The following is a 24895-nucleotide window of genomic DNA, read 5'->3' as shown; positions in this document are numbered from 1 at the left end:
GCATGTCTGTTCGTGTTTTCCTGTCAGGCAATCCGCCCCGGCTCATCACCACAAAGCCAGGGTATGATGCTGATAACCTGTCTCTGGCGGACATCTATAAGACGTTCGATAGCGATTGGTTCCAAGGCGCAGGCATTCGCTGGATATTCCGCGTGACCATCCCGGCAGGCAACCCGGCGTCTAAAACCGTCACGTTCCCATACGCTCTGAACCATGTGCCAAGATACTCATGGATGTGGGGCGGATACAGAACGAGCGGCGCTGCGTACCCGCCAAACCAAGGCGTGACATGGCCGTTCCCGCTGGACCCGAACACGCCTTACTTCAGCACTGCTTGGCAGGCAACTCCGGGAGGCGGCAACTCGCAAACCCCGAACAATAGTATTCGGATGTACAGCAACCGGTTCGAAATTGTTGACACGCTTGGCTTATCAGGCGGACAGTTCGGCACATTGATCGTGTACCAATCATGAGCATAAGAATTCACATCGGCCCACTGGGCAATGACTTCCTGTTTCGGATTTCAACGCCCGGATACGACGCATCAGACCCGGCAAGCCCCTCGGTGTTCTCATCGGATGGCGATTATTTGAAGGTTCACGCGGTCATTGATGAGACGCTGAACCGAACAAATAATTACCACTGGGGCGCTTATACGTTCCCGACACTTGGATACTGCCCCCTCGCGTTTCCAAGCATAAGTCTGCTGGATCGTGTGTTCTACCCGAACGACAGAAACCCGGCGACCGGCGAGATGAACAACTTCTGGCAGTGGGGCGTTCAGGATGGAAAGGTTTGGGCAGGAACCGACACACCGAGCAGCTACGGCGGCAATTATCGTTTTCGCTGTCTTATCTTCAAAAACCGAGCAGACAGGTACACAGTAGCATGAGCAGGCGAGCCGTATTCTCAATCGATGGTGTTCGTGTATCCCGCGCTGGGTACGACGCTATGACCGCTTCTGTGGACAATCTTGGCATGTACCCGGGCATGTCCACGATGACGATGGCCGTACAGGGTACAGTCACCTTGGCCGGTGGAACACGTCAGCGCTACACGTTCAGCAATCCAACGGGCCGTATGCCTTACGTCATTCTCAGTAGCACAGCAGGCGACCCACCTGATCGGGATACGTTCTGCGCGATGTCGGAACCGCCTTTCAATTGGGTGGATATCCGCAATGACGTGCAGACCGGCGCACCAGCTAGGACAATCCGCTTCGCCGTACTCATTGATAACAGCTTCATTTGAAAGGTTACAGCCATGTCACTGACTGACATCATTAACAGCGGGAAGAAGGTCGAGCTTCAGGCGACGAATGAAGAGGACGCCACAGCAGAAGCGCATCGCCATTTCGGTGAAGAGGATTTCGCCCTATTCGAGATCGAGCCGGGAAAGTTCGTAGCCTGTCAGCCCGATTTCACGCTGTCGGATGCGGCCTAAATTGCAGAAGCTCAACGAAATCCATATCGAAGGTGTCGGATCGGTCCGGCACCCTCGAATTCTGGCTTTTTGCGTTTCGTACTGATCTATAACACTTGTAGAATGGGCGGCCAGAAGGTCGCTTATTCAATCTGTTTCCGTTAGATATTCCCGACTTACCAGTTCCGCGATATTCTCCCGCCAATTGGGGTTTGATGCTTGCATTTTGAACACCAATTCGGCTTCCAGCCTTATCGAAATGCTGACCTTTTCAATTGGGTTCTTGGGGCGACCACGGCGCTCTCGCTTACGGTTTTCACTCACTGATAATTATCCCCGCTTAATATTCACAGTTTACATGCTGCTAAATGAAACTTACGTGAAGGTTAAGCGGCTGCTGAAGCGATCCGACCTTTTATTAAATAAAAAGTCTGACGTTAGTGCTCATTCTGGTTTTATCTTTTCGGTGAAAATCGCTCCCATAAACCATCAGATCCTGAAAGGTCCCCTTCGCCATTAACTCGGATAGCGATATCCGAAATGGAATGATTGGACTGAAGGACTAGGGCCGCTATTTTACTAAATGTAATTTTTAGATGACAAAAAGAACCCCGCAACGAAAACCGTGCGGGGTTAAGCGACTGGTCCCCTCCCAAAAGGGACGGTTAAATTCTACCCATCTGGTCAGAAAAGTAAACCTGGAGTTGCCATGCTGCAACTCACGTTTGCTCGTTATCTATGACGAGGGTCATTTGATCCCTGACAAGTCTTCTGGCGATTATTCCGACAGCTACCGCTGCCTCCATCTCGCTCCAGCCAGCCTTTTTGGCACTTTCAATCAATTCGATCACATCATCAACAACTGCATCCTGGCAGTCAGCACCGCGATCTTGATAATCTCCGACCTCGCGAGGACGAATAATCCGCTCAGGCATGTGGCATCCTAACGTTTAATCTGACTTAGCTCTCTTTGCGAATTTGTGCCATCGTTGACAAAAAAGTAAACCCCGGCAAGGAGGGCTCCATGCCGGGGTCACGCAGGTTGGGTTTTCATCGGTCTGAAATGCCTGCGCGATGGATATTTTTTGCGAACTATATCGGTGGTCAAGCACAGGTGATCAGTCGAAAAGCCTAGCAAGTTCGGCGGCGCGCAATGCTGTCAATTCATGATCGTGGTTGCTTTCTTCGAAAATCCTCATCACGAGACGTGCCAAACGATCCTTATCCTCATGAGTGGAGGGGCAACGTTCGAGAAGCTCGCAGCATCGACTGTAGGCCTGCTGTAAAAGTTTCAGTTCGGTCGGATTAAATGTACCCTGATATTCAGCAGACCTGAATGGCATTGTGCGCTCCTCAAACACAACCCTAGGGCTTAGTTATATATATAAAGTGGGAGACGCATTACGGCGGTGCGTCTCCCAGTCTGCGCCCAGTTCAACACAATGCGCAGCTTGGCGGATGCTTGGGCCGCCGAGAACGAGTTTAGTTAATAGAGCGCTTTCCTCAATTGACGTTTTGTTACGCTCTGTTGCGCATCTGGGCGGGGGTATCTTTAAACCGTTCCTCTTTCAGTTGCGTACCCGTCGGCCCAGTTCATGCATCCATCTGCAATTGAGAAAAAGGGGGGGCGGGGCATTCTCGGAATAATCGGCGTCCGGTTCCAGACCCGCCCGACAAGACAGCAATCATAAAGCGTAAGAAAAACAAAAATTGTCGCGGTTTATGAAAGATCGTCTGGGCGTCGGGTACGCGGACACGTGCCGGTCAGGTTGGCAGATACGCCCCCCTTTTATTGAATTGCGGATACGTGTGTTGTCCTGGCGCACGGGTCTCAGACACCGATCGGTGACAGTTTAGACCTACCCCCGCCTCCTATTCCGTCAGGCTGCAAGCCATCATCGCGGGATTGATCGTTCTCTCATGCGGTGCCACAATCCTATTCATCCGCACAGCTTCAGCGTGGCCGTCGATGATGTTTCCCAGCCGATAGAAGCCTTTGCGCCTCTCTGGCTTGATATAGCCTTCTGAGACCAGTTCCTTGAAAGCGATATCGCTTATGTGCAGCACCCGCGCACCATTGTATCGGTTGATAAGCATGGAGCGGATAGGCTTGTTGAGCTTCGACATATGCAATCCACAACTGTTCAATATCTGTGATCTATTATAGCTCATTGTTCACCAAATGTGATATATTCTGCACAGTCTCCAATCCAGCAAACAGGCCGTTTCACCATGACGACAGCACATGAACTTTGCGCGGAATTCGATATCGAGATTATCCCAGGTACCAGCTACCCGCTACCGGGCCAGACACGCGCCGTTGCCACGATCAATCGACTGATCGAGAAGTACGGTGAAGGCCATGCCCGTATCGTCCTGTCCACCCTGGCAGAAGCAGCGGGAAAGCAGGGACTGATCGACAAGTACAGTCTCTGGGCCGTGAGCGATCTTGTCCGCGCCTGTTCTGACTGGATCGAGACCGATCTATCGAGCTGGTATGAGGCATGGGATCAGATGCCCATGGGCTTCGCGATGTGGGAATGCAACCAGCTATCGGGGATCGTGCTTCAGCGCGCCGGGCTTGCCGGTATGCTCTACCTGATGCTTTCCATGCACAAAAGCGCAAAGCGGGCCAACAAAGCGCCCAACTACAAAGCGCTCATGAAAGCCTATGATGAGGAGAAAGCCCTTCACCGGGCAACCTCGAAGGAAATAGAGGACATGTCGGCTTGAGGGCAATCCTGAAGCCGAGCAATTGACCCCATCCAGATCACGCCGGGGCGGATGACGTTCCCGTCTTTGGAGCTACACAATGCCCTACGTTATCCAAAGAACCATCAAGGGTTCTTATTTTATCAACCGATTTGGCAAGATTTCCGACTGGAGAAAACGAACTATGGAACGCAACTAGTTCGACAGTCCATCCGCATTCATGCGCAACTTTTACCAGGGGTAAAAAATCACTGTCGCCCGACCCGAGAACAAGGACACCTTTCTCTGGGCCGCGGGCAATTGCCAAAGTAGCTTGTGCTACGACCTCGGTATCAATCGCTTTTTCTTTATTCTGAGAGTTCCTGTCGTGAGTGATAACTTCGAAGCCACCATTCTCGGCCATGGTCCAAACGGTATCTTGGGGTGGAGGCTTGGATCCGACCAAAAATGCCTTATGAATATCTCGTCCATCTGCCATGAATGCCAAAAGCCCTGCGAAATCCAATCGCCACGTATAATCTTGTGTGGAAAGCCCTTTTCTTACTCCAGAAGCTTTTTGCCCTTCGATGAAGAGATTTGAATTATCTACGGCAATTACACAGCTCATGATTGTTTCCCCACCAATATCATCTCGTTAAAATAACGTCGACGTTTTTGCCGCCGGACACTTGGATAGCTTTTGTCAATTCTCCGCCTTGGTTGGCGTCCGCTGCCATCCACTGGACCTTGGTTACAAGGTAATAGGCACCGTCCGGCACATTCGAAAACGTAAATCGACCTTCGCCGTTGGCTTGCGTTGTACGGACGTATTTCTTCAGTCGCGGATCGGAGTTCGTGAAATTGATGCCAAACGGGGCTGCTTGCGCCTTGTTAAATGCTTCCTCAGTGTATGGCACTTTCGGAACAAGAGCGACAGGGCTACCGGCAGCATAGACCACCATGCCGTCACGTCGGCGCATGAACCCTTGACCGCTAACGGTCGCCGCTCCTTGTCGATTTATGTACGCCACTGAGCTTTCGTTGAAAGGCGTCTCGATACTCGCTGTCTGAACGCATCCAGTCAGCGCCAGAATGACAGCCATCGCGACAGTAATATTCAATCTCATGGAAATCCCCCTTGCCCGTTCCGATTTCTGGCAAAGGAGAGAGCCGTCGTCAATATGCTGTTTTGCTTTAAGAGCGCGGCGTGGTGAAAAGGGTTTCGACCAGTTGCCTGCCGCCGTTACTGTTTAATCTCTGCAAAAGATGGATAGTCCGAAGCGCAGCCTCTTCGAACCTCCAATCGCAGTTGTCAAGAAACGAGCCGTCGAATAGCGGCAATTCGCCTCCACGATAAATCAGAACGCATTGCCGGAACTCGCAGTCGATGAATTTCTGTCCATCAATAACAATCGTTTCGCCGGTATAGGCCTGGGCAACAGATTTCATTCGTGTCTTTTCCCGCGGTTAGCGCATCGTATGAAAAAGGCTGGCAGAGGCGCGGCGGGCGGTCAAGGGCAAAGAAAAACTCCGACCAGCGGGGGCTAGCCGGAGTTCCACACCGATCCTGAGTTGTTGTTACCGAGGCTTGGTGTGAGGGGATAAATATCGCGGGACATTCGTTCGGCAAGGGTATGCACAGTTTTCTGCAGCTCTTACGCGCCGGGGTGCCCCCAGATTTGGGGAGACATAATGCGCCCAGATTTGGACGTATCTGATGCCGTGCTGTGCGGCGAGTGAAGTTTGCGCCCTGGTGTCGCGAAGTTAGGAGTGGACAAGTTGTCCACTCGTTCCCCAAACCCGACACCGTGACGCTTTTCAAATTATCAGCGTGATAAATTTCAAATTTGCAACGGTTGCCGATTTGCCCACTCTGAGCATTTCCAGATGCGGAACGTTTCCGCTTTTCAAATCCGCAACTGTTGCAAGTTTCAACCATTCGATTTGAGCGAAAGGTTGATTAGGCCTTCAGCCGAACGCCCGGCCCGCCATCGCGATTATCCCCATTGGCGAGAAACACAATCCCCCTGCCCTCTAGCGCAGCCTGAATAGCCGATAGCGTCGAAGCCTTCGGATCAGCGCTGCCGCGTTCAATATTGTTAAGGCCAGTCGTAGATAGACCGGCCAGTTTCGCAAGCTCGGCTTGGGTCATGCCCAGCATAGCTCGCGCTCCACGTATTTGCTCTGGTGTGATCATGGCTATTCTCTACACCGCGATTGTTTTTTTATCAAGTGGGGTTGACGGCGATTACAATTACGATTAATTCAATCCTACTTGATAAATTAACAAGTGGAGAGACAATGATGCCGACACAGCAAGGTCAGGCAACCGCCGAAGGTTTGCCAAAAAGCGAGCGCCCCATCGACCGAGTAACGCGCCTATCTTATGAGCTTTGCGATGCTCTGGACGAATATGCAGACGGTACGATGATGGCCGCAATCACGCCGCGCAGTCGGTCGGTAAGCTGCCCGGTACTGTTCGGGCCGATCAGCACTCACCGCGCCATGGTGGGCTTGCAGGCCACGAATACGCAGCCGTCATATGATCCACTGCTTGAAGCGATTGATGCTTATCTGGCTGCTCTCGATGATTTCAACAAGAACGCCCCGGAGGACCATGACGAGGCGCAGGCCTATGCCGAGGTGTCTTATGGTCCGCCGCTCGAAGTTCTCTGTAACTGGACACAACCAGCATGGACCCGCCAGGGCGCTTTGAAAGCCTTGCAGATCGCTATGGCTGACAGCAACGGCGTTTACGGATCGGAAGCCGCCGAACGCATGATACGGGCCGCTATGGGCTATCTGGCAGGCATTCAGAATTATGGAGCGGTCACATGCGAGTAACAGGCCCTGCAGTGAAACGCCTCCGCCGCTTGATGCTGGAACAGTGGATTGAGGAAATGATCTGGTATCTCGACCGGATGGATGGCGACCCTGATTTAGAGGATGACGAAATCGAGGACGAGAACGAGCACGGCGGCGAAGTGACAGATGAGCCGCATGATCATAGCGACAGCGGCGACGATGAACTGACGCTTGGCTGGCCTGAACAGGTCACACAGCGCGGCATAGAAATGCCGGAACCATTCTCGGCAAACTATGATACCGACGACAGCCACGCCGATTATGGCGGGCCTCGCTCCCTCAGCTTTGACGGTAGTGGCTACCGGCAGGCGAGAAATGATCTTGCTAGGCTTGTCCGCCGCCGGAGGGCGACCCAATGGCGTTCGTAAGAATTATGACGGCGCGATGGCTTCTCAGGGCGGCAAGGTGGTTCGCGGAACTGATTGCACCTGAAATCAGACCGCCAGTACCCAGCATTGCAAATGAGTACCCATACGGTACCCATGACACAAATGCCCGAACAAATCAGTAGAGGATTTAAGGTAAGTGACTGATTTTATTGGAGATTTTGGTGAGCGCGCGGGGGTTCGAACCCCGGACCTACTGATTAAAAGTCAGTTGCTCTACCGGCTGAGCTACGCGCTCCCTGAGGAACAAATCGTCCCTGGAAGTGCGGCGGAACATAAGGGCGAGTTTTAGAATGGTCAACACCATAAAATCACGTTTCTCCAACATAAATTCAAAAAATCCTGTCAACTGCACGTAATCCCGCGCCATCGCGAAACGAGACTGGCTTCAATCAGCGCAAGCTGATGGTTTTTAGCTGCTTTTTGCAAAAGAAAAGCCGCCCCGAAGGGCGACTTCCTATTCATTGAGGCCGAATCTATCAGCGATACGGCGAATAGCACTGCTGGCGCGGACCATTGTAAGGCTGGAACGTATTGTCCGAGCTGCGGTAGGACCGGTAACGGTCATAGCACCATTCGACATGTGAACTTCTGTTATAGGCTGGAGCGCGGTAGACCGGCGGAGGCGGGGGGGCCGCGATGGCTCCGCCAATGATTGCGCCCGCACCGAAGGCCGCAAGCGGATACCACCAGCCGTCGCTGTGGCGGCGATAGCCATGTCGGTAGTAGTTATAGCCGCGATGGCCGTTCCAATAGCCCGGCCCCGGGCGATAACCGCCGCCATGCCAGCCCGGACGTGGTCCATGGCGGTAACCGTTCCAATGTCCGCCGCGGCCTCTCCAGTGGTCGCGAACCTGCTGGATGTTTTCGTTGGCGACAGCTGGAGCCGAAGGCATGACCGGCGCCGCAGCTGCGGGTGCGATGGCGCCGATCAGAAGTGTCGCGCCAATCGTTCCGGCCAGCAATGCCTTGCCAGACCAAAAACTTGTAAGGTTGCTCTTCATTATGCTTCTCCTTTTCAGGTGCATGCATCATGAAGTCTCCCACATGAATGCACCCTGAATATGATTAGCAATCATATCAAATTTCAAGCCGAACGCAATTTACCTCCTATATTTCAGTAATTTACTATGAAGTATGAAACGGCGAAATTAACCGGCTGAAGGCATAAAAACGGCGCCACAGCGACTTCGAGGGCTTTTTCGACCCCGAATTTCCCCGAGCAACGCCGTTCGCAGGCAAATTCGCGCATCAACGACATAAGGCATTGAGTTCCGCCGAGCACACCTTATAGAACCTGAAGAAAGCTGCAGAATCCTGTTCCCCATTTCAATCGGTCTTGGCCGGTAACGATGGTTGCTGGAACTGGCAGCGCTTGGCGGGATTTTGGATATGGGTGGTGCGGCCTTGTTGAACGATGCAACGCGGTGGGGATCTCAAACAGGCCTTGGGGCGACCGAAGAGGAATGGGTAGAGCTGGTCTCGCACCTGTCTGAAGACCAGTCGCGGCTTTTGTCGGATCTGGTCGAGCAGCACAAACAGAGCTTCGTGGACATCTTTTATAGTCGCCTGATGCAAAATCGCGAGGCGGCGGTCTTCCTGTCGCAAACTGTCGTGCATGATCGTCTGCAACATTCGCTCAGCGACTGGCTGGTTCATCTCCTGGTGAGCCGTCCCACGGATGTCGCCGCTTTCGTGCAGGAACAGCGCAAGATTGGCGAGGTTCATGCGCGTATTCAGGTGCCGATCCATATCGTCATGCAGGGCGCACGGCTGCTGAAAAACGAAATCATCCGCCAGTTGAAGAAGACTGTGCCGGAGCCCGATGCGCTGGCTCGGCTGATCGTGCATGTCAGCAATGCGGTCGATATTGCCATTGAAATCATGAGTCAGGCCTTCGTCAAAGACGCGCGCAAAAGCGCCCAAACGGACGAAGCCTATCGCGCCTTCACGCTAAGCCACGACATTCCACTCGAACGGGAATCGCAGCGCGCCGCCCTGATGGAATGGAGCCAGTCCCTGTTGTTCAACCTTTATGGCAACGGCGACAGCCCACTGCTCTTGCTCGGCAGCTCGGATTTCGGCCTGTGGCTGCAGCACAAGGCTGATATGCTGTTTTCCGGTTCGGCAACGCTTGAACGTCTGCGTCAGACCGTCAGTCTCATCGACTATGAGTTGTTGCCAACTTTGAATACGGCCCGCAAAAGTGACCCGGCAGCGCTTCCAGCTGCGATGGCCGAGTTTCAGACGAGGATTGGCGAAGCGAAGTTTCTGCTGGCGGAATTGTTTCAGGCCGCAGCAACGATGGAGACAGGCCGTGATCCGCTGACACGCGCCCTGAACCGCCGTTTTCTGCCGCCTATTCTGACCCGCGAAATCCGCATGGCCTCGCAGAAAGGACTCGATCTCAGCATTTTGATGGTCGATATCGATCATTTCAAGAAGATCAACGACACCCATGGGCATGGCGGTGGCGACGCCGTATTGCAGCAGGTCGCAGAAACGATTCTGGCCCATTGCCGTCCGGGAGATTTTGTCTTCCGCTATGGCGGGGAAGAGTTTCTGGTCGCGCTCGTCGAAACCGACGAACACAGGGCCTTTGGTATTGGCGAAGAGCTGCGTAAGCTGGTCGAGCAACAGACATTCAATCTGACCAATGGCACGGTGGACACCGTGACGCTTTCCATCGGCATCGCCACATTCAATGGCCATCCGGACTATACGCATCTGGTCGACGCCGCCGATCAGGCGCTCTATCGGGCCAAGCAGGCTGGCCGCAATCGCTGCGAAACGGAAGTGCCGCTCGCGGTTCAGTGAAGAGCAGAGGCATTTTGACATCTGGAAACGGGCGCTGAAAACCGCCATATGCTGCCATCATGACCAATTCTGCATCACTTATGGATAGTTCCTCCAAGCCGCAACGCGACGCGCTCAACGTGCAGTTCTTGCCTGTGGACGCCGATGCGCCGCCGGTGGAATGGCTCGTCGCGGATGGGCTTACCGATTACGAGGAAGCGCTCGCCTTCATGGAAGCGCGGGTGCAGGCCATCCGCGAAGGCACGGCGAGTGAACTCGTCTGGCTGGTGGAACACCCTCCCCTTTATACGGCGGGCACGAGCGCGCGGGCAGAAGACCTGCTGACGCCGGACAGTTTACCGGTGTTCAACACCGGGCGCGGCGGCGAATATACCTATCACGGTCCGGGCCAGCGTGTGGCCTATGTGATGCTGGATTTGAAGCGCCGGCGGGAAGACGTGCGCGCTTTCGTGGCCGCACTGGAACAATGGATCATTGAAAGCCTCGCCGAATTCAACGTGAAGGGCGAGCGCCGCGAAGATCGCGTCGGTGTTTGGGTGATGCGCCCTGAAAAGCCTCGGCTTGCCAATGGTGATATGTGCGAGGACAAGATTGCCGCTATCGGCATTCGTCTGCGCCGCTGGGTCAGCTTTCATGGCATCGCCATCAATGTGGAGCCGAATCTCGGCCATTACGGCGGCATCGTGCCGTGCGGCATTTCAGAACACGGCGTCACGAGCCTCGTCGATCTCGGCCTGCCCGTGACCTTGGGCGATATGGATGTGGCGCTCGGCAAGGCGTTCGAAAACGTATTCGGTCGTCGCGCGGTGAAGTAAGCGTCAGGCTTCGACCTTTAGTTTGCGCTCGCGCATGAAGACATAGAAGCCCGAGCCGATGATGATCACGATGCCAAACCATTTGGATGGCGTTGGAAAATCGCCGAAGACGATCAGCCCGACCAGAACCGCATTCACGATTTCCAGATATTGAAACGGTGCCAGCATGGAAGCTGGCGCCAGTTTGAAGGCGTGCACGACCATCAAATGGCTGACCGTGCCGATAGTGCCCAGAAGCAGCAACAGCAGCCAGGGCTGGATGCCGTTGGGCACGCCGAAGCTCAAATCTTCGAGGCCCATGGTTGGCCCGACGAGCATGGCGAGCCCCGCAAACACCCAGCCGCCAACGCCTGCGTAAAACTGCATGACGAGCGGGCTCTCCTTCGCGCCGAATTTGCGGTTCAGGATCAGATAGATCGCGAATGTAACCGCCGTCGCCAGCGGCAGCAACGACACCGCGCCGAAAATCTCGAAGCTTGGCTGGATGACGATCATCGTACCGATAAGGCCGATGCCGACCGCGCTAAAGCGCCGCCAGCCAACTTTCTCCTTGAGGAAGATCGCCGAAAGCAGCGTCAAAATAAGCGGCTCTGCGAAGAATACGGCCATGGCGTCGGCAAGTGGCATATATTTGACAGCTGTGAAAAAGCAGAGGCCGCCAAAGCCCATCAGAACCCCGCGTATGAGGTTGCCCGCCAGATGCTGCGTGCGAAGTGCCGCCACCCCACCACCTGCCACAAGCAGAATGAAGAACATCAACCAGCATTGCACGAAAAAGCGCATGAACGTGACGGTTGCCGGAGGCATATTATCCATCATGGCCAGCCATTTGCCGATGGCGTCCATCAGCGGCAGCATCAGCACCGAGACGACCATAATGGCCATGCCTTTTACATGCGCTTCTACGCCGCCTGCCGCGCTGCCCTGCATTTCCCGCTCACGATTTCTTCTAAATGCTCGTTTGTTCGCTGTAGGCCAACAACGGCCCCGTTTCCATCATATTCATCGAATGAACAGCCGCTTGTTTGACTTTCGCCTTGTTTCTGGTGCAAACCGACACGACATCACGCGAAATCCTTTGATAAAGCCGTGCGAAAGTGGAACGTAAGGCGAACTTCATTCGCCTTTCACGGCTGCGCATGGCATCATTCGGATGATTCGCAGACAGTATATTTTCGGTCCATGCCGGGGCAGCAAGCCGCATGGTCCTTCCTGAAATTCTGACAGAGAGCTTATCGGGTAAAGATGGACGACAGCAACGATCTCTTTTCGAGAGTGGTGAATAATGCCCGGGAGCGGCAGGTGGAACGACGCACGGAACAGAGCGCCGCGCCTCAACCCGTCGCACCACCTGCGGCAACGCCATTGCCGTCTGCACCTGTTCAACAGGCTGCAAAGCCGGTTGCGACCAAGGCCCCGCCGGTTTCATCAGGTGGCGATGATTACAACGCCTCGTCCATCCGCGTTCTCGAAGGGCTGGAGCCGGTGCGTTTGCGCCCCGGCATGTATATCGGTGGCACCGACGAAAAGGCATTGCACCACCTATTTGCGGAAGTCATCGATAACTCGATGGATGAAGCGGTGGCAGGCCATGCAAATTTCATCGAAGTCAGCCTCGATGCAGAAGGTTTCATCACCGTTTCCGATAATGGCCGCGGCATTCCGGTTGACGAACACCCGCAGGTGCCGGGCAAGTCCACGCTTGAAGTCATCATGACCAAGCTGCATGCGGGCGGCAAGTTCGACGGCAAGGCCTATGAAACATCGGGCGGCCTGCACGGCGTCGGCGTTTCGGTGGTCAATGCGCTGTCCGACGTGCTGGAAGTGGAAGTCGCGCGCAACCGTCGTCTTTATCGCCAGCGCTTTTCGCGCGGTATTCCGCAGGGCGGGTTGGAAGATGCAGGCGAAGTGCATAATCGTCGCGGCACACGTGTTCGCTTTCACCCGGATCCGGATATTTTCGGCAAGACGGCGCATTTCGACCCGCACCGGCTTTATCGCATGGCGCGGTCGAAGGCTTACCTGTTCGGCGGCGTCGAAATCCGCTGGAACTGCGATCCTTCGCTGCTCGACCCGAAAAAGGAAACACCTGAAAAGGCCGTGTTCCACTTCCCCGGTGGTCTGAAGGACTATCTTCAGGCCTCCCTTGGCAAGGAACATCAGGTTACCCGCGAGCTTTTTGCCGGCAAGACCGAGAAGCAGGGCGGGCACGGCGCCGTCGAATGGGCGGTCACGTGGTATGGCGGCGACGGCTTCGTCCATTCCTATTGTAATACGATTCCGACTGCCGATGGCGGCACGCATGAGGCTGGCCTGCGCATTGCGCTGACGCGTGGTCTCAAGGCCTATGCGGAACTGACCAATAACAAGCGCGCTTCGATCATCACGACGGATGACGTCATGGTTTCGGCTGCGGGCATGTTGTCGGTCTTCATCCGCGAACCGGAATTCGTCGGTCAGACCAAGGATAAGCTGGCGACGGTGGAAGCGCAGCGCATTGTGGAAAATGCAATCCGCGATCCGTTCGACCACTGGCTCGCGGCCTCACCGCAGGAAGCCTCGCGCCTGCTCGACTGGGTGGTGGACCGAGCGGAAGAACGTCTGCGCCGTCGTCAGGAAAAGGAAACGGTGCGCAAGAGCGCAACGCGCAAGCTGCGCCTGCCCGGCAAACTGGCCGACTGCACACAGAATGCGGCAGCGGGTGCGGAATTGTTCATCGTCGAAGGTGACTCGGCAGGCGGTTCGGCGAAGCAGGCGCGCAATCGCGCCACGCAGGCGATCCTGCCGCTGCGCGGCAAGATTCTGAACGTCGCCAGCGCTGGCCGCGAAAAGCTGACAGCAAACCAGCAGATTGCCGATCTCATTCAGGCGCTGGGTAGTGGCACGCGGAAGAATTATCGCGAAGACGACCTGCGTTATGACCGCGTGATCATCATGACCGATGCCGACGTGGACGGCGCGCATATCGCATCGCTGCTGATCACTTTCTTCTATCAGGAAATGCCGGAACTGATCCGTAACGGCCACCTTTATCTGGCCGTACCGCCGCTTTACCGTCTGAGCCAAGGCGGCAAGACAGCCTATGCCCGCGATGACGCCCATAAGGACGAATTGCTGCGTACCATGTTTACCGGACGCGGCAAGGTGGAAATCGGTCGCTTCAAAGGTCTCGGCGAAATGCGCGCCGAGCAGTTGAAGGAAACCACCATGGACCCGAAGAAGCGCACGCTGCTGCGGGTGCAGGTGGACGAAGACTATATCGATGAAACCCGCAACACCGTCGATGAACTGATGGGAACCAAGCCGGAAGCCCGTTTCCGCTTCATCACGGATCGCGCTGCTTTCGTGGAAGAACTCGACATTTAAATTAAGCTTATCATGAACAGAGAGCGGCGCGTTGGTTTTGGCCAACCGCCGCTTTATTTATATCTGAGCCAGATATTTCAACTGACTGAAAAGAAAGATTTTTACGCTTTCACGTTGATACCGAGGCGCGACTCGATATCTTCCAGCGATTCCTTAACGAAGAAAGTCTGGTCCGCACTCATCGTCAGAATGCGTGTGCCAGTACCGTAGGCATTATAGGATAGAACGTGGTTGAAATTGATCGCGAGCTTTTCGCCACTCACATCCGTCAGCATGATCCACATGATAGCCCTCCTCCTAAGAAAAACTGGAACTCTCAAGAGAAGGATAGGCGCGCCGGACTGTTCGGCAACAGAAGGGGTGCACTCCAAGGGGTTTCAAAGCGTTGCACGCATACGCACTTTTTCAACAACACGGCCCATGCTGACAGAAGCTTCTTCGCCGCGCCACTCGATGCGAAAGCCCATTTTCTCGTAAAGGCCGATGGCCGGGAGATTATCGGCATGTGTGCCAATCGTTACTGAATCGAAGCCATCCAGCAGAATTTGCGCCATCAGCGCGTCGAGAATGCGTCTGCCGATGCCCTGTCCGTGATAGGGCGGATCGATCCAGAGATCGGCGATATAATTGCTGCCGGGAACGCGCGCACCCCAGCCGAGGATTTTTCCGTCGAGCTCCGCAACCAAAACGCCATCGGCATTTTCATGCAGATAACCAAGGAAATTCGCTTCCAGCTCTGCACGACGTTGATCGCTTAAGGGACCTGTCTTGGCAGGGATTTCCCACGCCCTGACCGCAAGAGCGGCCATGAAAACAAATTCGCCGGCCATCGAGCGCCGTGTGTCCGAAAGGACGCACAAAGGACGCTCGATATCTTCTGAGTGTTGCATCGTGCTTTCCGAAAATCGACTTCGATTTTCGGGCCGATGCAATCCCCGGCGAATTGCAGTTTCGACTTTTACCACCATTTGGCCGGAGTGAAGCGTCCGGCAGCCTGCTCGATAGCGTGGGCTGTCTGGAACAGTGTTTCTTCCTCGAACGGGCGGCCAATCAGCTGAAGACCGAGCGGCAGCCCCTGCCCGTTGATGCCAGCAGGCACTGCAATGCCCGGAAGACCGGCCATGTTCACAGTCACGGTGAAGATGTCGTTGAGGTACATCTTGACCGGATCGTTGGCGAGGTCTTCATCGGCAAGGCCGAATGCAGCCGACGGCGTCGCAGGCGTGAGGATTGCGTGCACGCCCTTGGCGAAAACGTCCTCGAAGTCTTTCTTGATCAGCGTGCGAACTTTCTGGGCGCGCAGATAATAGGCGTCGTAATAACCAGCTGACAACACATAGGTGCCGATCACGATACGGCGCTTCACTTCCTTGCCGAAACCGGCCGCGCGGGTCTGCTCGTACATGTCGGCAATATCCTTGCCGGGCACACGCAGGCCATAGCGCACGCCGTCATAGCGCGCGAGGTTGGACGAAGCTTCCGCCGGTGCGACGATGTAATAAGCAGGCAGCGCATATTTCGTGTGCGGCAGCGAAATATCGACGATCTCGGCACCGGCATCCTTCAGATACTGGATGCCCTTCTGCCACAGTTCTTCGATCTCGCCCGGCATGCCATCGACGCGATATTCCCGCGGAATGCCGATCTTGATGCCCTTCAGCGACTTGCCGATGGCGGCTTCATAATCCGGCACCGGCAGATCGACCGAGGTGGTGTCCTTCAGGTCGAGCGATGCCATGGACTTGAGCAGAATAGCGGCATCGCGTACGTCGCGGGCAATCGGACCAGCCTGATCGAGCGACGAAGCGAAGGCAACCGTGCCCCAGCGCGACACGCGTCCATAGGTCGGCTTGATGCCGACCGTGCCGGTGAAGGCTGCAGGCTGGCGGATCGAGCCGCCCGTATCGGTCGCGGTGGCGCCGGCGCAAAGCTGTGCGGCGACGGCAGCAGCCGAACCGCCGGACGAACCGCCCGGCACCAGATCGGCATTGGAACCCTTGGCGCGCCACGGGTTCTTGACCGAGCCATAATAGGAGGTTTCGTTGGACGAGCCCATGGCGAATTCGTCCATGTTGAGCTTGCCCAGCATGACCGCGCCGTCAGCCCAGAGATTGGCGGTGACGGTCGATTCATATTCCGGCTTGAAGCCGTCGAGAATATGCGAGCAAGCCTGCGTATGCACACCCTTGGTTGCGAACAGGTCTTTCACGCCGAGCGGGATGCCTTCCAGCGTGCCCGCTTCGCCCTTGGCGATGCGCTCATCCGAGGCCTTGGCCATGGAACGCGCCTGATCGTGCGTAACGGTCACATAGGCATTGATGGCTTCATTGGCGGTGTCGATAGCGGCCAGATAGGCATCGGTCAGCTCGGTCGCGGTGATGGCCTTGGCCTTCAGCTTGTCGCGCGCTTCGGCAATGGTCAGTGCGGTCAGTTCGCTCATCGTCAAATCCTGTCAGTGCGCCTCAGAGAGACGCTTTTCAAAAAAGGCGCTGTATTCGGAGTCCGGATAGTCCAGAACCACACCGCAGCGCGTAAAACCCGAATTCTCATAAAGCCGCCAGGCATCGGCAAAGCCGGGGCCCGTCCCGGTTTCGAGCACAAGGCGGGAAACGTTTTTGGCGTTTGCCGCATCGACAATCGCATCCACGAGAGCAGACCCCACACGTTTGCCGCGCACTTCCGGGCGGGTGAACATTCGTTTCAACTCGCCGATGCCGTCTTCATGCAGCTTCAAAGCGCCGCAACCGACAGCCCTGCCCGTCTCGTCGCGGGCCACGAAAACCGTGGTATCCGGCTCCGCCATCTGCTCAACTGTCATCTTGAACTGGAATTCCAGTGGCGACAGCGGCAGCATATGCGCGTTCAGGTGCTCGACCAGCTCGCGCACATCGTCCTGCAATGGGGTCTCGACGGAAACCCGAACGGCCATGGCCTACTCCACGACTTTCGGAACGACGAAGAAATTGTCTTCCGTGACTGGCGCATTGGCAACCACGGCATCGGCGATGCCGCCATCGGTCACCTTGTCGTCGCGCAGGCGCATATTCATCGGCGTCACCGAGGTCATCGGCTCGACGCCGTCAACATTGACTTCGTTCAATTGCTCGACAAAGCCCAGAATTGCATTGAGTTCACCGGTCATGCGCTCGGCATCGTCTTCGCTGACGGCGATGCGCGCGAGATGCGCAACGCGTTTGACGGTGGAAATATCGACGGACATTCTGTTCTCCGCAAATGCTGTATCAGGGCGGCGACCCGCCACCCTGAAGGTTCTTTGCTACGGCTATAACGGCGCGATTGTTGAAGCGCAACATTTCTTGGCGCTTCAACGGGGATTAGAAGCTGTGAACGGTGCCGGCAGGATCTGCCAGAACCTTCGTGCCGGGATGATCGGCCATACCGGCCACAAACTTTTCCGCGGTCTGGTCGATGATCGGGAACGAACCGTAATGGCACGGCAACACGGTCTTGAAGTTGAAGTAACGCTGGCAGGCCAAAGCCGCCACCGCACCGCCCATGGTGAAGCGGTCGCCAACCGGCACAATGCCGATTTCCGGTTGGTGCAACTCGTTGATAAGCGCCATGTCGGAGAAAATATCCGTATCGCCCATGTGATAAAGCGTTGGGTCTTCTTCAAAGTGGAACACCAGACCGTTCGGGTTGCCGAGCGCCTGTGAGACGCCGTTTTCCGTCAGAAAAGCCGAGGAATGCAGCGCATTGACAAAGGTGACGGTGAAGCCGTCATGCGACTGCGTGCCGCCGGTGTTGCCCATCTCGAGCTTTTCAACGCCCTGTGTGCCGAGCCAGCTTGCCAGATCGGCATTGGCGATAACCGTCGCGCCATGCTCCTTGGCAATGGCAACCGTGTCGCCGATGTGATCGCCGTGGCCGTGGGTCAGTGCAATATGGGTGACGCCTTTGGTCGCTTCCTTGAAGTCGATGCCTTTCGCCCCGGGATTACCGTTCAGGAACGGATCGATGAGGATGACCGCCTTTGCGGTTTCAATGCGGAAGGCGGCATGGCCAAGCCAGGTCAGTTTCATGAAGATTCTCCTTCGATCTCGATTTCCGGGTTGAGAACAGATATGACGCCCATAAAGTTGAAAGCAATATGAAGACCACTTCAAATTCCGATGAGGACTTATGGCTATCGTTGAAATCGAGGAAATCCCGGCGCTGCTGAAGCCCGGTCAGACGATTGCCGGATTGGACCTTGGCACCAAAACCATAGGCGTCGCCGTTTCGGACCTCGGTTTCTCCTTTGCCAATCCGCGTCCAGTCATCAAACGCGTGAAATTCACGCTCGATGCGCAAACGCTTTTGAAGGCGCTGGAGGCGGATAGGGTCGGCGTGATCGTGATCGGCTTGCCTATGAATATGGACGGCACTTCCGGTCCCCGTGTTCAGGCAACCCGCGCTTTCGTGCGCACCATGCAGCCGCTGACCGATCTGCCCTTCGTGTTCTGGGATGAACGGCTGTCCACCGTTGCCGCTGAACGCGCGCTGATCGGCATGGATGTATCACGCGGCAAGCGCGCCGAACGCATCGATTCGGCTGCTGCTGCCTTCATCCTGCAAGGCGCGCTCGACCGCCTGCATCTGATCAGGCGGTCGGAAGCCGATGACGATTACGACGCCGGATAAAGCTGGTCGAGAATGCGCATCGCATCATGGCGCGCATCGAGCATGCCATAGGTGCTGCGCCACTGGCCGCCGAGCCGGGTTTCGATGAAGGCATCGGCAATGTCGTCAGCGCCGAGCTGGCGCAATTCCGCCGCCGCAGCCGCATAGGCAAGCTGTTCCGTCAGAAGACGGGCAACCCCCTGATCGCTTTCCGTCAGTTGCAAAGCAGCGCGCAGAACGTCGATGGTGCCCTGCCCGCGCTGGCCAAGTTGTCCGCCGATCCATTCCAGCACTTCGTCAAACAGACCGGGCGCACGCGAAAGCACCCGCGCCACGTCCAGCGCCATGACATTGCCAGAACCTTCCCATATGGCGTTGACCGGCGCTTCGCGATAGGCGCGGGCTAGATTGCCGTCTTCGATATAGCCGTTGCCGCCAAGACACTCCATGGCTTCGTAAAGCAAGGCAGGCGCAATCTTGCACACCCAATATTTCACCACCGGCGTCATGCAGCGGGCGAAGGCAGCTTCGGCGCGATCACCAGCCGCCATGTCAAAGGCGCGGGCAAGGCGCATGGAAAGCGCTGTCGCACCAGCAACATCCAGCGCCATATCGGCCAGAACACGGCTCATCAAAGGCTGCTCGATCAGAGACTTACCGAAGACCTCGCGGTGACGGCAGTGGTGCACGGCCTCGGCCAGACCGGAGCGCATCAGGCCTGCCGATGCGACGGCACAATCAAGCCGTGTCAGCGTTACCATGTCCATGATGGTTTTCACGCCCTCGCCCGGATTGCCGATCAGCTGGCCGATCGCGCCGTCGAACTCGACTTCCGAAGAGGCGTTGGACTTGTTGCCGAGCTTGTCCTTGAGACGCTGGAAGGCAAAGCCGTTGCCTTTACCTTCCGAAGTGAGGCGCGGAACCAGAAAGCAGGAAAGCTGCTCATCGACCTGCGCCAGAACCAAAAACGCATCCGACATCGGCGCAGACATGAACCATTTATGCCCGGTGATCGTATAGGTGCCGTCCTCATTGACTGTCGCGCGGGTCGTGTTGGTGCGCACATCCGTGCCGCCCTGCTTTTCCGTCATGCCCATGCCGAGCGTGACGCCGTTTTTGCCGAGCGCGGGCTTTTGAGAAAAGTCGTATTTGCGCGACAGGACCGCCGGAGACCACTCTTTGTAGATGTCCGGCGCGCCCATCAATGCCGCAAGCGAGGCGCTTGTCATGGTGAGTGGGCAAAGGTGCCCGGCCTCAAGCTGTGCGGTCAGATAAAAGCGTGCGGCGCGCGCCTGATGACGGCGACCGGTTTCAGCCGGATTGTCTTCCCAGATCGAGCAATGCAGGCCCTGGGCGATGGAGCGGCGCATGAGTGCGTGATAGGCCGGGTGATATTCGACCAGATCGATACGGTTGCCCTGCCGGTCATGGGTGCGCAGCTTTGGCAGTTCCGTATTAGCCAGTCGCGCCAGATCCTGCGCTTCCGCCGACAGCACGAAACGCCCTGTCTGTTCCAGCTCATTGTGGAGCTCTTTTGGAAAACGAGCCGCAATCTGCATCAGAAGCGGATCGCCCAGATATGCATTGGTGCCTGTCATGGGCGGCGTCTGGTTGGTGACTTCGTGCGTTTTCAAAGGCTCATTCCGTGCTGTTCGTTTTGTTCAACTTAACCGTCTTGCACCGCATTTGCTAAAAATTTGCCATCCATTCCCGAATTTGTCGCTCAAACGACACAGGTTTTTCTTGGGGAATCGGCAGATGCCGTTATAAGGACGGTTGCGGGCTTAGTGCTATGGTCCTATACGGGTGACTTGCCATGATAAAAGAACCGGTCTCTCCGCTTTTCCCTCACCGCCACCTGCTTGGTATCAAGGGGCTATCGCCCCTGGACATTCTCTGCCTCCTTGATCTTGCCGATCAGGAAATCGCCGTATCCCGGCAGCCAGAGAAGAAAAAGTCCGTGCTGCGCGGTCGCACGCAAATCAATCTTTTCTTCGAAGCATCGACGCGAACGCAATCGTCGTTCGAACTGGCCGGTAAACGGCTCGGTGCCGACGTGATGAACATGTCGGTCGGCAATTCGTCGGTCAAGAAGGGCGAAACGCTCATCGATACGGCGATGACACTGAACGCGATGCAACCGGATATTCTGGTCATACGCCATGCGTCCGCCGGAGCTGCCGCCCTGCTCGCGCAAAAGGTCGGCTGCTCGGTCGTCAATGCGGGCGACGGCGCGCATGAACATCCCACACAGGCCCTGCTCGATGCGCTGACGATCCGTCGCGCCAAAGGCCAGATCGAAAACCTGATTGTCGCCATTTGCGGCGATGTGCTCCACTCACGTGTGGCGCGCTCCAACATTCTGCTTCTCAACGCCCTCGGTGCGCGCGTGCGTGTCGTCGCGCCATCCACGCTTCTGCCTTCCGGCATGGCGGATATGAGTGTCGAAGTCTTCAACTCGATGGAGGAAGGTCTGAAAGACGCCGATGTGGTCATGATGTTGCGCTTGCAACGCGAGCGCATGGCAGGTGCCTTCGTGCCGTCGGTGCGTGAATATTTCCGCTTCTACGGCCTCGATAAGGAAAAACTGAAACACGCCAAGCCTGACGCGCTCGTCATGCATCCCGGTCCGATGAACCGTGGCGTCGAAATCGCCTCGGATGTCGCCGATGGCCCGCAGAGCGTCATCCAGCAGCAGGTGGAAATGGGCGTTGCGGTGCGCATGGCCGTGATGGAAGCCCTACTCGATCCGCGCCGAAATCCAAGCAACGGAGAAGCAGCATGAGCGCCGTTCTGTTTGAAAATGCGCGCATCGTCGATCCGTCACGCGGTCTCGATGAAACCGGCAGTGTGCTGATCCGCGACGGCAAGATCGTTGCCGCCGGAGCGGATGCCCGTAATCAGGGCGCACCGGAAGGTGCGGAAATCATCGATCTGGACGGTAAGGCAGTTCTGCCCGGTCTGGTCGATTCGCGGGTGTTTATCGGCGAGCCAGGCGCAGAACACCGCGAAACCATCGCTTCAGCCAGCCGCGCTGCTGCCGCGGGTGGTGTGACTTCTATCATCATGATGCCGGATACCGATCCGGTCATTGATGATGTGGCGCTGGTCGAATTCGTCAAGCGCACCGCGCGGGATACGGCCATCGTCAATGTGCACCCGGCGGCTGCTATCACCAAAGGGCTGCATGGCGAAGAAATGACTGAGATTGGTCTGTTGCGCGATGCCGGTGCGGTCGCCTTCACCGAAGGCCGTCAGACAATAGCCAATACGCAGCTGATGCGCCGCGCACTGACCTATGCCCGCGATTTCAACGCGGTCATCGCCTGCGAAACCCGTGACCCCTATCTCGGTGCCAACGGCGTGATGAATGAAGGCCTGTTCGCAAGCTGGCTCGGCTTGTCCGGGAGCCCGCGTGAAGCCGAGGTCATCCCGCTGGAGCGCGATCTGCGCCTCGCCGCGCTGACCAACAGCAATTATCACGCGGCACAGCTTTCCTGCGCCATGTCGGCAGAAGCCATGTGCCGTGCCAAGGACCTTGGCGCCAAGGTGACGGCAGGTGTGTCGATCAACCACTTGTCGCTCAATGAGAACGACATTGGCGAGTTCCGCACCTTCTTCCGCCTGTCGCCGCCGCTGCGCAGTGAACAGGACCGGCTTGCCATGGTCGAGGCGGTCAAGAACGGCACGATCGATATTGTGGTCTCCGCGCATGATCCGCAGGACGTCGACACCAAGCGCCTGCCCTTTGCGGATGCAGAAGCCGGAGCCATCGGCCTGGAAACGCTTCTGGGCGCAGCCCTTCGTCTTTATCACAATGACAGCATCCCGCTGTTGCGTCTGGTTGAAGTGCTGTCTACCGCCCCGGCGAAGATTTTCGGCCTCGATGCCGGTACGCTGAAGCCCGGCGCGTCGGCAGACCTTGCCATTGTCGATCTCGACGAGCCGTGGATTGTGCGGGAGGAAGAGCTGCATTCGCTTTCGAAGAACAGCTGTTTTGAAAGCGCCCGCTTTCAGGGTCGCGTTGTCCGCACTATAGTCGCCGGCAAGACCGTTTATTCGGCATAAGAATCCATAGTCCCGACAGGAGAACTCTTTTCGGGACCTTGGATAACAATAAAAGCCAGAGGGAATCTATATGGCCGAAACCGGTTTCTTTAATCTCGTGCACATCGCGACACTTATTTTCGGCTATCTCCTCGGTTCCATCCCCTTCGGGCTGATCCTGACCCGACTGGCGGGCTTGGGCGATGTGCGGTCCATCGGCTCGGGCAATATCGGCGCAACCAATGTGCTGCGCACCGGCAACAAGAAGCTCGCCGCTGCGACGCTCATTCTCGATGCGCTGAAGGGCACCTTTGCGGTGCTGGTCGCATGGCGCTATGGCGAAGGTGCCGCGATTGCTGCGGGCTTTGGTGCCTTTATCGGCCATCTCTTTCCGGTATGGATCGGCTTCAAGGGCGGCAAAGGCGTTGCCACCTATCTCGGCATTCTGATCGGCCTGGCATGGCCCGGCGCCTTGATCTTCGCCGCTGTCTGGATCGTAACCGCAATTGTCACGCGTTATTCGTCGCTATCCGCGCTTCTGGCCAGTGTCATCGTGCCGATTGGCCTTTATTTCAAAGGCGACCACGCGATTGCGGGCCTGTTTGCAGTGCTGACAGTGATCATCTTCTTCAAGCACCACGCCAATATTAAGCGGCTTCTGAACGGCACAGAAAGCCGGATCGGAGCCAAGGGGTGATGGAGGGCGCGAATTCAAAAGCCGGAATTCGCCTCTCAGATCGCCAGAGATTGAACTGGCTGCGCCTTATTCGCACCGACAATATCGGTGCGGTTACCTTTCGCGACCTTATCCTTTTTTGCGGTTCCGCCGCCAATGCGTTGGAGCGGCTACCCGATCTCAATATCCGGGGCGGCAGCACCAGACCACTTCGCATTACGCCGATGGAAGATGCCGAGCGTGAGCTGGAGGCAATTGAGCGCCATGGCGCTCGCCTCGTCGGCATGGGCGAACCGGATTATCCCGCGCAACTGAAGAACTGCGAAGCGCCGCCGCCTTTGGTGATCATCAAGGGCGGTGAGAACGTGTTCCGCAAGCCACCCGTTGCCATCGTCGGCTCGCGCAATGCTTCTGTTGTGGGTGCGCGCTTCACGGAGAAACTGGCGCGTGATCTCGGCGATGCGGGCTTTGCCGTGATTTCCGGGCTCGCGCGTGGCATTGATGCCGCCGCACACAAGGCCAGCTTGGCAAGCGGCACGGTCGCCGTGCTGGCCGGAGGGCTGGATCGCCCCTACCCGCCTGAAAACCTGCCGCTATACCGCGCAATCCCCGAACATGACGGCGCTTTGATCACCGAAATGCCGATGGGCGCAGAACCGCGATCCCGCGATTTTCCGCGCCGTAACCGCATCATTGCCGGGCTTTCGCTCGGCCTGATCGTTGTGGAAGCGGCGGAACGCTCCGGTTCGCTGATCAGCGCGCGGATGGCGGGCGAAATGGGCCGCACGGTTTTTGCCGTGCCCGGCTCACCGCTGGACCCACGCGCCCGTGGCACCAACGCGCTCCTGAAACAAGGCGCAACACTGGTCACCGGCGTGGAAGATGTGATCGAGGCACTCAATCCGATCTTGCGACCGCAAGACCTTTTTAGCGCTGAAGTTCCACAGGCTGACGGTAACCATCAACTGGAAGAACCGCTGGATGAACTGCCCGCGCTCATGACGGATGAGGAACGTTACCGCATTATGGATGTCCTTGGTCCGAGCCCGGTCGATATCGATAGTCTTGTCCGCCATACCGGCATTGGTGCCAGTCAGGTCCAGCTTATTCTGCTGGAATTCGATCTGGCCGGTCGCCTTGTGCGCTATCCCGGTAATCAGATCGCCCTCCTCCCCGAGGGGTAATCT

General features: G+C 56.6%; 33 protein-coding genes and 1 tRNA gene. 15 read left to right on the top strand and 19 right to left on the bottom strand.

Annotated features, from left to right (window positions below; all coding sequences use genetic code 11):
* The first annotated feature begins 2 nt into the window (after positions 1–2).
* Genes ABWW11_RS17695 through ABWW11_RS17680 form a run of 4 tightly spaced genes read left to right on the top strand, consistent with a single transcriptional unit; the run spans position 3 to position 1443 of the window.
* A complete protein-coding gene (locus ABWW11_RS17695) occupies positions 3–473 on the top strand; it encodes a hypothetical protein (protein WP_319080724.1) in 471 nt (156 codons plus the stop codon).
* Positions 470–892, top strand: a complete 423-nt coding sequence (locus ABWW11_RS17690; protein ID WP_319080723.1) for a hypothetical protein — start codon at positions 470–472, stop codon at positions 890–892. The genes ABWW11_RS17695 and ABWW11_RS17690 overlap by 4 nt, the downstream gene beginning before the upstream one ends.
* A gap of 59 nt (positions 893–951) precedes the next feature.
* Entirely contained in the window at positions 952–1251 is a 300-nt protein-coding gene (locus ABWW11_RS17685; RefSeq protein ID WP_319080722.1) for a hypothetical protein, read from the top strand.
* A gap of 12 nt (positions 1252–1263) precedes the next feature.
* Complete coding sequence (locus ABWW11_RS17680) at positions 1264–1443, top strand: hypothetical protein (protein ID WP_319080721.1); 180 nt, start codon at positions 1264–1266, stop codon at positions 1441–1443.
* Positions 1444–1569: 126 nt separating this feature from the next.
* On the opposite strand, the gene ABWW11_RS17675 is transcribed toward ABWW11_RS17680, so the two are convergent.
* The 4 genes from ABWW11_RS17675 to ABWW11_RS17660 form a co-directional block, all read right to left on the bottom strand.
* Positions 1570–1746 (bottom strand): hypothetical protein, encoded by a 177-nt coding sequence (locus tag ABWW11_RS17675; RefSeq protein ID WP_319080720.1) that lies wholly within the window; start codon positions 1744–1746, stop codon positions 1570–1572.
* 395 nt (positions 1747–2141) lie between these two features.
* The gene (locus ABWW11_RS17670; RefSeq protein ID WP_319080719.1) at positions 2142–2357 is read right to left on the bottom strand and encodes a hypothetical protein; all 216 of its coding nucleotides are present in this window, start codon (positions 2355–2357) and stop codon (positions 2142–2144) included.
* A 183-nt stretch (positions 2358–2540) separates the two neighbouring features.
* The gene (locus ABWW11_RS17665) at positions 2541–2765 is read right to left on the bottom strand and encodes a hypothetical protein (protein WP_319080718.1); all 225 of its coding nucleotides are present in this window, start codon (positions 2763–2765) and stop codon (positions 2541–2543) included.
* Positions 2766–3294: 529 nt separating this feature from the next.
* Positions 3295–3549, bottom strand: a complete 255-nt coding sequence (locus ABWW11_RS17660) for a hypothetical protein (protein WP_319080717.1) — start codon at positions 3547–3549, stop codon at positions 3295–3297.
* A gap of 105 nt (positions 3550–3654) precedes the next feature.
* Between ABWW11_RS17660 and ABWW11_RS17655 the strand changes: the two genes are divergently transcribed.
* Entirely contained in the window at positions 3655–4155 is a 501-nt protein-coding gene (locus ABWW11_RS17655) for a hypothetical protein (RefSeq protein WP_319080716.1), read from the top strand.
* A gap of 37 nt (positions 4156–4192) precedes the next feature.
* Here the strand turns inward: ABWW11_RS17655 and ABWW11_RS17650 are convergent, their stop codons facing one another.
* The 4 genes from ABWW11_RS17650 to ABWW11_RS17635 all read right to left on the bottom strand — a co-directional run bounded on the left by ABWW11_RS17650 (position 4193) and on the right by ABWW11_RS17635 (position 6274).
* Positions 4193–4741 carry an NYN domain-containing protein gene (locus ABWW11_RS17650; RefSeq protein ID WP_063882781.1) on the bottom strand — a complete coding sequence of 183 codons (549 nt, stop codon included), beginning with the start codon at positions 4739–4741 and terminating at the stop codon, positions 4193–4195.
* A 19-nt stretch (positions 4742–4760) separates the two neighbouring features.
* A complete protein-coding gene (locus ABWW11_RS17645) occupies positions 4761–5240 on the bottom strand; it encodes a hypothetical protein (RefSeq protein WP_319080715.1) in 480 nt (159 codons plus the stop codon).
* Between the two features lie 67 nt (positions 5241–5307).
* Entirely contained in the window at positions 5308–5562 is a 255-nt protein-coding gene (locus tag ABWW11_RS17640; protein WP_319080714.1) for a hypothetical protein, read from the bottom strand.
* 511 nt (positions 5563–6073) lie between these two features.
* Complete coding sequence (locus tag ABWW11_RS17635; RefSeq protein ID WP_302701006.1) at positions 6074–6274, bottom strand: helix-turn-helix domain-containing protein; 201 nt, start codon at positions 6272–6274, stop codon at positions 6074–6076.
* Positions 6275–6414: 140 nt separating this feature from the next.
* On the opposite strand from ABWW11_RS17635, the gene ABWW11_RS17630 reads away from it, so the two are divergent.
* Complete coding sequence (locus tag ABWW11_RS17630) at positions 6415–6957, top strand: hypothetical protein (RefSeq protein ID WP_319080712.1); 543 nt, start codon at positions 6415–6417, stop codon at positions 6955–6957.
* A complete protein-coding gene (locus ABWW11_RS17625; protein WP_279698577.1) occupies positions 6948–7346 on the top strand; it encodes a hypothetical protein in 399 nt (132 codons plus the stop codon). Before ABWW11_RS17630 ends, ABWW11_RS17625 begins: the two co-directional genes overlap by 10 nt.
* A 180-nt stretch (positions 7347–7526) precedes the next feature.
* Here the strand turns inward: ABWW11_RS17625 and ABWW11_RS17620 are convergent.
* Both ABWW11_RS17620 and ABWW11_RS17615 read right to left on the bottom strand, forming a co-directional pair.
* Positions 7527–7602 (bottom strand) — tRNA-Lys (locus ABWW11_RS17620).
* 241 nt (positions 7603–7843) lie between these two features.
* A complete protein-coding gene (locus ABWW11_RS17615; protein ID WP_124915873.1) occupies positions 7844–8368 on the bottom strand; it encodes a BA14K family protein in 525 nt (174 codons plus the stop codon).
* 352 nt (positions 8369–8720) lie between these two features.
* Here ABWW11_RS17615 and ABWW11_RS17610 point away from each other — a divergent pair, with 352 nt between their 5' ends.
* Positions 8721–10181, top strand: coding sequence for a GGDEF domain-containing protein (locus ABWW11_RS17610; protein WP_244597133.1), 1461 nt, complete (start codon positions 8721–8723; stop codon positions 10179–10181).
* A gap of 80 nt (positions 10182–10261) precedes the next feature.
* Positions 10262–10996: a lipoyl(octanoyl) transferase LipB gene (gene lipB, locus ABWW11_RS17605; RefSeq protein WP_371830819.1), complete on the top strand. Its 735-nt coding sequence runs from the start codon at positions 10262–10264 to the stop codon at positions 10994–10996.
* 3 nt (positions 10997–10999) lie between these two features.
* Here the strand turns inward: lipB and ABWW11_RS17600 are convergent, their stop codons facing one another.
* On the bottom strand, positions 11000–11926 hold the full coding sequence (locus ABWW11_RS17600; RefSeq protein ID WP_109367354.1) for a DMT family transporter: 927 nt from the start codon (positions 11924–11926) through the stop codon (positions 11000–11002).
* Positions 11927–11945: 19 nt separating this feature from the next.
* Complete coding sequence (locus ABWW11_RS17595) at positions 11946–12200, bottom strand: hypothetical protein (protein WP_109367353.1); 255 nt, start codon at positions 12198–12200, stop codon at positions 11946–11948.
* A gap of 41 nt (positions 12201–12241) precedes the next feature.
* On the opposite strand from ABWW11_RS17595, the gene parE reads away from it, so the two are divergent.
* Positions 12242–14362, top strand: a complete 2121-nt coding sequence (gene parE / locus ABWW11_RS17590) for a DNA topoisomerase IV subunit B (protein WP_109367352.1) — start codon at positions 12242–12244, stop codon at positions 14360–14362.
* A 101-nt stretch (positions 14363–14463) separates the two neighbouring features.
* Here the strand turns inward: parE and ABWW11_RS17585 are convergent, their stop codons facing one another.
* The 6 genes from ABWW11_RS17585 to ABWW11_RS17560 all read right to left on the bottom strand — a co-directional run bounded on the left by ABWW11_RS17585 (position 14464) and on the right by ABWW11_RS17560 (position 18405).
* Positions 14464–14646: a hypothetical protein gene (locus ABWW11_RS17585; RefSeq protein ID WP_109367351.1), complete on the bottom strand. Its 183-nt coding sequence runs from the start codon at positions 14644–14646 to the stop codon at positions 14464–14466.
* Positions 14647–14739: 93 nt separating this feature from the next.
* Positions 14740–15252, bottom strand: a complete 513-nt coding sequence (locus ABWW11_RS17580; protein ID WP_244597132.1) for a GNAT family N-acetyltransferase — start codon at positions 15250–15252, stop codon at positions 14740–14742.
* A gap of 68 nt (positions 15253–15320) precedes the next feature.
* Entirely contained in the window at positions 15321–16802 is a 1482-nt protein-coding gene (gene gatA / locus ABWW11_RS17575; protein ID WP_109367350.1) for an Asp-tRNA(Asn)/Glu-tRNA(Gln) amidotransferase subunit GatA, read from the bottom strand.
* Between the two features lie 12 nt (positions 16803–16814).
* Positions 16815–17291: a GNAT family N-acetyltransferase gene (locus tag ABWW11_RS17570; RefSeq protein ID WP_319080711.1), complete on the bottom strand. Its 477-nt coding sequence runs from the start codon at positions 17289–17291 to the stop codon at positions 16815–16817.
* Between the two features lie 3 nt (positions 17292–17294).
* Positions 17295–17582: an Asp-tRNA(Asn)/Glu-tRNA(Gln) amidotransferase subunit GatC gene (gene gatC / locus ABWW11_RS17565; RefSeq protein WP_078336964.1), complete on the bottom strand. Its 288-nt coding sequence runs from the start codon at positions 17580–17582 to the stop codon at positions 17295–17297.
* A gap of 115 nt (positions 17583–17697) precedes the next feature.
* Positions 17698–18405, bottom strand: coding sequence for a metal-dependent hydrolase (locus tag ABWW11_RS17560; protein ID WP_109367348.1), 708 nt, complete (start codon positions 18403–18405; stop codon positions 17698–17700).
* 100 nt (positions 18406–18505) lie between these two features.
* On the opposite strand from ABWW11_RS17560, the gene ruvX reads away from it, so the two are divergent.
* Positions 18506–19006 carry a Holliday junction resolvase RuvX gene (ruvX, locus tag ABWW11_RS17555; protein ID WP_109367347.1) on the top strand — a complete coding sequence of 167 codons (501 nt, stop codon included), beginning with the start codon at positions 18506–18508 and terminating at the stop codon, positions 19004–19006.
* On the opposite strand, the gene ABWW11_RS17550 is transcribed toward ruvX, so the two are convergent.
* Positions 18991–20619 carry an acyl-CoA dehydrogenase family protein gene (locus tag ABWW11_RS17550; RefSeq protein ID WP_121538332.1) on the bottom strand — a complete coding sequence of 543 codons (1629 nt, stop codon included), beginning with the start codon at positions 20617–20619 and terminating at the stop codon, positions 18991–18993. The genes ruvX and ABWW11_RS17550 overlap by 16 nt on opposite strands.
* A gap of 182 nt (positions 20620–20801) precedes the next feature.
* Between ABWW11_RS17550 and ABWW11_RS17545 the strand changes: the two genes are divergently transcribed.
* From ABWW11_RS17545 to dprA, 4 genes are all read left to right on the top strand, one after another.
* Positions 20802–21770, top strand: a complete 969-nt coding sequence (locus tag ABWW11_RS17545) for an aspartate carbamoyltransferase catalytic subunit (protein ID WP_109367345.1) — start codon at positions 20802–20804, stop codon at positions 21768–21770.
* Positions 21767–23053 (top strand): dihydroorotase, encoded by a 1287-nt coding sequence (locus ABWW11_RS17540; protein ID WP_109367344.1) that lies wholly within the window; start codon positions 21767–21769, stop codon positions 23051–23053. The genes ABWW11_RS17545 and ABWW11_RS17540 overlap by 4 nt, the downstream gene beginning before the upstream one ends.
* 70 nt (positions 23054–23123) lie before the next feature.
* Positions 23124–23729, top strand: a complete 606-nt coding sequence (plsY, locus tag ABWW11_RS17535; RefSeq protein ID WP_109367343.1) for a glycerol-3-phosphate 1-O-acyltransferase PlsY — start codon at positions 23124–23126, stop codon at positions 23727–23729.
* The gene (gene dprA, locus ABWW11_RS17530; RefSeq protein WP_109367342.1) at positions 23726–24892 is read left to right on the top strand and encodes a DNA-processing protein DprA; all 1167 of its coding nucleotides are present in this window, start codon (positions 23726–23728) and stop codon (positions 24890–24892) included. The genes plsY and dprA overlap by 4 nt, the downstream gene beginning before the upstream one ends.
* The last annotated feature ends 3 nt before the right edge of the window (positions 24893–24895 follow it).

The sequence above is a fragment of the Brucella sp. NBRC 113783 genome (assembly GCF_040372265.1).
Lineage (GTDB): Bacteria > Pseudomonadota > Alphaproteobacteria > Rhizobiales > Rhizobiaceae > Brucella > Brucella teleogrylli.
Note: the sequence above shows the minus strand (reverse complement) of the source record. Positions and strands in the feature narration are given on the sequence as shown.

Coding starts and splice junctions, on each gene's coding strand:
- ABWW11_RS17695 (WP_319080724.1), top strand. CDS start 3: ATGTCTGTTCGTGTTTTCCTGTCAGGCAATCCGCCCCGGCTCATCACC.
- ABWW11_RS17690 (WP_319080723.1), top strand. CDS start 470: ATGAGCATAAGAATTCACATCGGCCCACTGGGCAATGACTTCCTGTTT.
- ABWW11_RS17685 (WP_319080722.1), top strand. CDS start 952: ATGACCGCTTCTGTGGACAATCTTGGCATGTACCCGGGCATGTCCACG.
- ABWW11_RS17680 (WP_319080721.1), top strand. CDS start 1,264: ATGTCACTGACTGACATCATTAACAGCGGGAAGAAGGTCGAGCTTCAG.
- ABWW11_RS17670 (WP_319080719.1), bottom strand. CDS start 2,357: ATGCCTGAGCGGATTATTCGTCCTCGCGAGGTCGGAGATTATCAAGAT.
- ABWW11_RS17665 (WP_319080718.1), bottom strand. CDS start 2,765: ATGCCATTCAGGTCTGCTGAATATCAGGGTACATTTAATCCGACCGAA.
- ABWW11_RS17660 (WP_319080717.1), bottom strand. CDS start 3,549: ATGTCGAAGCTCAACAAGCCTATCCGCTCCATGCTTATCAACCGATAC.
- ABWW11_RS17655 (WP_319080716.1), top strand. CDS start 3,655: ATGACGACAGCACATGAACTTTGCGCGGAATTCGATATCGAGATTATC.
- ABWW11_RS17650 (WP_063882781.1), bottom strand. CDS start 4,741: ATGAGCTGTGTAATTGCCGTAGATAATTCAAATCTCTTCATCGAAGGG.
- ABWW11_RS17645 (WP_319080715.1), bottom strand. CDS start 5,240: ATGAGATTGAATATTACTGTCGCGATGGCTGTCATTCTGGCGCTGACT.
- ABWW11_RS17640 (WP_319080714.1), bottom strand. CDS start 5,562: ATGAAATCTGTTGCCCAGGCCTATACCGGCGAAACGATTGTTATTGAT.
- ABWW11_RS17635 (WP_302701006.1), bottom strand. CDS start 6,274: ATGCTGGGCATGACCCAAGCCGAGCTTGCGAAACTGGCCGGTCTATCT.
- ABWW11_RS17630 (WP_319080712.1), top strand. CDS start 6,415: ATGATGCCGACACAGCAAGGTCAGGCAACCGCCGAAGGTTTGCCAAAA.
- ABWW11_RS17625 (WP_279698577.1), top strand. CDS start 6,948: ATGCGAGTAACAGGCCCTGCAGTGAAACGCCTCCGCCGCTTGATGCTG.
- ABWW11_RS17615 (WP_124915873.1), bottom strand. CDS start 8,368: ATGAAGAGCAACCTTACAAGTTTTTGGTCTGGCAAGGCATTGCTGGCC.
- lipB (WP_371830819.1), top strand. CDS start 10,262: ATGGATAGTTCCTCCAAGCCGCAACGCGACGCGCTCAACGTGCAGTTC.
- ABWW11_RS17600 (WP_109367354.1), bottom strand. CDS start 11,926: ATGCAGGGCAGCGCGGCAGGCGGCGTAGAAGCGCATGTAAAAGGCATG.
- ABWW11_RS17595 (WP_109367353.1), bottom strand. CDS start 12,200: ATGCGGCTTGCTGCCCCGGCATGGACCGAAAATATACTGTCTGCGAAT.
- parE (WP_109367352.1), top strand. CDS start 12,242: ATGGACGACAGCAACGATCTCTTTTCGAGAGTGGTGAATAATGCCCGG.
- ABWW11_RS17585 (WP_109367351.1), bottom strand. CDS start 14,646: ATGTGGATCATGCTGACGGATGTGAGTGGCGAAAAGCTCGCGATCAAT.
- ABWW11_RS17580 (WP_244597132.1), bottom strand. CDS start 15,252: ATGCAACACTCAGAAGATATCGAGCGTCCTTTGTGCGTCCTTTCGGAC.
- gatA (WP_109367350.1), bottom strand. CDS start 16,802: ATGAGCGAACTGACCGCACTGACCATTGCCGAAGCGCGCGACAAGCTG.
- ABWW11_RS17570 (WP_319080711.1), bottom strand. CDS start 17,291: ATGGCCGTTCGGGTTTCCGTCGAGACCCCATTGCAGGACGATGTGCGC.
- gatC (WP_078336964.1), bottom strand. CDS start 17,582: ATGTCCGTCGATATTTCCACCGTCAAACGCGTTGCGCATCTCGCGCGC.
- ABWW11_RS17560 (WP_109367348.1), bottom strand. CDS start 18,405: ATGAAACTGACCTGGCTTGGCCATGCCGCCTTCCGCATTGAAACCGCA.
- ruvX (WP_109367347.1), top strand. CDS start 18,506: ATGGCTATCGTTGAAATCGAGGAAATCCCGGCGCTGCTGAAGCCCGGT.
- ABWW11_RS17545 (WP_109367345.1), top strand. CDS start 20,802: ATGATAAAAGAACCGGTCTCTCCGCTTTTCCCTCACCGCCACCTGCTT.
- ABWW11_RS17540 (WP_109367344.1), top strand. CDS start 21,767: ATGAGCGCCGTTCTGTTTGAAAATGCGCGCATCGTCGATCCGTCACGC.
- plsY (WP_109367343.1), top strand. CDS start 23,124: ATGGCCGAAACCGGTTTCTTTAATCTCGTGCACATCGCGACACTTATT.